This window comes from Hydrogenophaga sp. (assembly GCF_022844385.1).
Lineage (GTDB): Bacteria > Pseudomonadota > Gammaproteobacteria > Burkholderiales > Burkholderiaceae_C > Hydrogenophaga.
Genome location: NZ_JALHLX010000032.1, coordinates 26,700 through 30,967, shown reverse-complemented (window position 1 = coordinate 30,967; position 4,268 = coordinate 26,700). Strand labels below are relative to the sequence as shown.

The window sequence follows — 4,268 nt, the reverse complement described above, 5'->3', positions numbered from 1 at the left end:
GTTGCCGATCCTGTGGGGCTTGCCCCCTTCCTGCCGATTGGAAATCCCATGACCCACACCCTTTCCGTGACGGACCGTGACGACCTGCTGGCCCGCTTCACCCAGGGCCTCAGCACGCGCACCCTGCGCCACGTGGCCGAAGAGGCGCGGGTCGATGGCGAGAGCTTGAAGCAGGGGGTGGATCGCTACGAGATCGACTACGCCTGGCAGGTGCTCGGGTCGCAGCGGCTGCACGACGCATGTCTTGCCGCCCTTGCGGTCCACTTCGGCCATGAGGTCAGCGAGGCGCAGCAGGCTTGTCTCGTGGATGTGTTGCAGTCCGCTGCAGCCGCGCAGCCGACCGACGCGCTGATGAGCTTTGACAACGATGTGCCCGCGCACCTGGCCATGCTGCTGTGCGCGTGGTTCGACCGGCAGTCGGTGCGGGTGACCGAAGCGGCCTGAGGGCACACACGCGCCGCACCGCTCGCGCCAGAATGCGCGCTTGGGCATGTCATGCCCGCCACCTCAGGAGCGGACCGTGGATCTTTGCAAGGCTTGTCGAATTGGGCTGCTGATGCTGGTGTTGCCCGCGCTCACCGCCTGCGGTGTGGAGACTGTGGGCACCGCGGCCACGGCGGGTGCGGTCAAGCAGCAGGAGATCGAGCAGGGCCGTGCGGTGCAACAGCAGGTCCAGCAGCAACTCCAGCAGTCCATGGACCAGACGCAGCAACAGCGCGCCGAGCAGCTGGACCAGGCCACGCGTTGAGCGCGGCGGCCGCCATCAGCGCCAGCCCGGCGCCTTCTTCAACACAAAGTTCATCAGCGGCTCGTTCGTCGCGCGTCCCTCGGCGGGCCGGCGGATGCCGCGCAGTTCCTGGCCGCAACCGCTGGCGGTCACGTTGCCTTCCCACACCGCGTCCATCGTCACGCCGTCGGCCGATTCGTCGAGGTTGAATTCACCGCTGGTCACGTCGCCTGACACCAGCGCCTGGCGATCGTTGCCCGGCGTGCTGCGTTTGAGGCTGCCGCGCACGCTGCCCGGGTATTCGGGGTGGCGCTCGAACAGCAGGGCACCGGTGGACGCAGGCGTGGCTTCGCTGCCCCCCTCTTGCGGCCACAGCACGAGTTGCCACAGGCCGTAGAGCTGGGCGGGGACCATGTCGGCGGGCGGTGTGCAGACCACGGCGGGTGTTTGGGCCGAGGCGGGCAGTGCGAAGGCGAGGGCAAGAGCAGCCGTCGCGATCCAGTGGTGTTGCTGTCTCTTCATGGTGCGATGTCGGCCGCCTTTTGTGCGGCCTGGTCGGTGGCGCGCTGGGCGAACTCGGCGCGCAAGGCACGGAGTTTTTCGCGCGGGTCTTCTTTCGTGGTGGCCTGGTCCAACCCCATCTCCTGGATGAAGCGGCTGGCCTGACCGGGGATGCTCTCGCGGCCTTTCTTGCGCCGCTTGAGCCAGCTCACGGCCAGGGTGCGCTGCGCGCGCGTGATGCCCACGTACATGAGACGGCGCTCTTCCTGCAGGCGTTGCGCCATGTTCTCCACGGCGGCGTCGCTCTGGCCGGGCTCTTCGTCCATCTTGAACGGCAGCAGACCTTCGTTCACGCCCACCAGCATCACGTGCGGCCACTCCAGGCCTTTGGAGGCGTGCAGGGTGGAGAGCGTCACCACGTTCTGGTCCTTCTCGCGTTCGGAGAGTGTGGAGAGCAGGGCGATGGTCTGCACCACTTCCATCAGGCTCTTGCGTTCGCTCTCCACCTGCACACCGGCGTCATCCTCGATCTGGCCACCGCAGCGCCCCGCGACCCAGTCGCAGAAGTCCATCACGTTGGTCCAGCGCGCAGCGGCCACTTTTTCGTTGTCTTCGCTGTCGTACAGGTGTTTTTCGTACGCAATGTCCTTGAGCCATTCGGTGAGGAAAGTGCGTGCGGCCTCGTGCCCCACCGTGTGTTTGGCGCGGTATTCCAGCTCGTTCACCGCGCGGCCGAACTCGTGCAGTGTGGCCACGGCGCGCGCGGGCAGGGCGGTGCCCAGCGAGTTGGCGAACAGCGCTTCAAACAGGCTCAGCTTGTACTGCGTGGCGAAGCCGCCCAGCGCCTGCAGCGTGGTGTGGCCGATGCCGCGTTTGGGTGTGGTGGCCGAGCGCAGGAAGGCCGGGTCGTCGTCGTTGTTCACCAGCAGGCGCAGCCAGGCGCAGAGGTCGCGGATCTCGGCCTTGTCAAAAAAGCTCTGGCCTCCCGAGACCTTGTAGGGAATCTGCGCGCGGCGCAGCGACTGCTCGAACGAGCGCGCCATGTGGTTGGCTCTGTACAGGATGGCGAAGTCGCGAAACTCCTTGTGCTGCGAGTTCGAGCGCAGGCTCTGGATGCGTGCCACGGCGCGCTCGGCCTCGTGCTCTTCGTTGTCGGCATCGACCACGCGCACCGGCTCACCTTCGCCGAGGTCGCTCCACAGCGTCTTGGGAAACAGCTTGGGGTTGGGCCCGATCACGTTGTTGGCCGCGCGCAGGATGGCGCTGGTGGAGCGGTAGTTCTGCTCCAGCTTGATGACCTTGAGCTCGGGGTAGTCCTGCGGCAGGCGCTTGAGGTTGTCCAGCGTGGCGCCGCGCCAGCCGTAGATGGACTGGTCGTCGTCACCCACCGCGGTGAAGCGCGCGCGCGCGCCCACCAGCAGTTTCAGCAGCTCGTACTGCGTGGCGTTGGTGTCCTGGTACTCGTCCACCAGCACGTGGCCCATCTTCTTTTGCCAGCGCTCCCGCACATCGAGGTGCTCGGTCAGCAGCTTGAGCGGGAGGGAAATCAGGTCGTCGAAGTCCACGCTCTGGTAGGCCGTCAAGCGTTCCTCGTAGCGGCCCATGATGGTCGCGGTCACGCGCTCGTTTTCGTCTTTCGCCTGCGCCAGCGCCTGTGCGGAGTTCAAACCCGCGCTCTTCAAGGCGCTGATCGCCCACTGCCAGCCGCGCGCCGTGGCCGCGTCGGTGGTGCCACCGCAGTCCTTCAGCAGGCTGGTGATGTCGTCGGTGTCCAGAATGGAGAACTGCTTCTTCAGGCCGAGCGCCGCACCGTCTTCGCGCAGCAGGCGCACGCCCAGCGAGTGGAAGGTGCAGATCAGCACCTTCTTCGCGTCGCGCCCTACCAGTTGTTTGGCGCGCTCGCGCATTTCGGCGGCGGCCTTGTTGGTGAAGGTGATGGCGGCGATGCGGTCCGCCGCCAGACCCGCCTGGATGAGGCGGCCGATCTTGTGCGTGATCACGCGCGTCTTGCCCGAACCGGCGCCCGCCAGCACCAGACAGGGCCCGCCCAGGTGGTTCACGGCTTCGAGTTGGGCAAGGTTCAGGCCGGAGCCTGTGTGGGCGGACATGGGTGGGGTGGGCACCTGGATGGGCCGGAGCGGCTGCCAGGCGCGGTGCGATGGGTGAATGCTGGATCATACCGACCGTCTTTCGGCGGCCACCGAGGGGGCGTTCGTCTCACGTCTCGCGCGTGAAACCTGTAACCGGGCGTGAGCATTGGGTACTTTCGATGGATAAATCGCCGCTTCCCCAGGGGGCCGACTGATTTTTCTCAAGTGAGAAATGGACTGTGATTCCCATCCTCGGGACATGAGCGGCACCCCTGTGTCGCATGCAAGGACTTTTCATGCAGAGAAAACAATTCCTGCGACTCGCGGGCATGGCGCTCGGTGGCGTGGCGCTGGCCCCGGTGCTGACGGCCTGTGGTGGGGGCGACGAGGTGGCCACCGGCGCTGCGGCCCCTGCGCTGGACGGCGCCACGGCGCGGGCCGCGTCGGCAGAAGATCTCTCGGCGGACGAAATCGCCGGTCTGCTGTTCATGCGCGAAGAGGAAAAACTCGCTCACGATGTGTATGTGGCGCTCTACGCCCGCTGGGGCGCGCAGGTGTTCAACAACATCGTGCCCAGCGAAGCGCAGCACACCGAAGCCGTGCGCCTGCTCATCGTGGCGCACGGCCTGCCCGATCCCGCGGCCACAACGCCCCCCGGCGTGTTCGTGAACACCGATCTGCAACAGCTGTACGACGCCCTCGTGGCGCAGGGCCAGCCCAGCCTGATCGACGCGCTCAAGGTGGGTTGCCTCATCGAGGAGAAAGACATCGTCGACATCGAGGAGAAAAAGGAACAGGTGCTGGACGAGCCCGACATCGTGAAGGTGTACGACAACCTGCTGTGCGGTTCACGCAACCACCTGCGTGCGTTCAACCTGGCGCTGGAGGCCGTCGGCGGTGTCTACGATCAGCCGCAGTTCCTGACCATGGCCGAATGGACGGCGATCGCC

Annotated in this window: 5 protein-coding genes; 3 read left to right on the top strand and 2 right to left on the bottom strand. The window is 66.2% G+C overall.

From position 1 onward, the window contains the following. Positions 1-48: 48 nt before the first annotated feature. Both Q0C59_RS08455 and Q0C59_RS08450 read left to right on the top strand, forming a co-directional pair. Positions 49-444: a hypothetical protein gene (locus tag Q0C59_RS08455; protein WP_291214065.1), complete on the top strand. Its 396-nt coding sequence runs from the start codon at positions 49-51 to the stop codon at positions 442-444. 112 nt (positions 445-556) lie between these two features. Next, on the top strand, positions 557-748 hold the full coding sequence (locus Q0C59_RS08450) for a hypothetical protein (RefSeq protein WP_291214063.1): 192 nt from the start codon (positions 557-559) through the stop codon (positions 746-748). 15 nt (positions 749-763) lie between these two features. Here the strand turns inward: Q0C59_RS08450 and Q0C59_RS08445 are convergent, their stop codons facing one another. Both Q0C59_RS08445 and Q0C59_RS08440 read right to left on the bottom strand, forming a co-directional pair. Next, on the bottom strand, positions 764-1,249 hold the full coding sequence (locus Q0C59_RS08445; RefSeq protein ID WP_291214061.1) for a hypothetical protein: 486 nt from the start codon (positions 1,247-1,249) through the stop codon (positions 764-766). Next, complete coding sequence (locus Q0C59_RS08440; protein WP_291214059.1) at positions 1,246-3,336, bottom strand: ATP-dependent helicase; 2,091 nt, start codon at positions 3,334-3,336, stop codon at positions 1,246-1,248. The genes Q0C59_RS08445 and Q0C59_RS08440 overlap by 4 nt, the downstream gene beginning before the upstream one ends. 278 nt (positions 3,337-3,614) lie before the next feature. Between Q0C59_RS08440 and Q0C59_RS08435 the strand changes: the two genes are divergently transcribed. After that, positions 3,615-4,268: DUF2202 domain-containing protein (locus Q0C59_RS08435; protein ID WP_291214057.1), on the top strand; the 654-nt coding region annotated here is incomplete at its 3' end.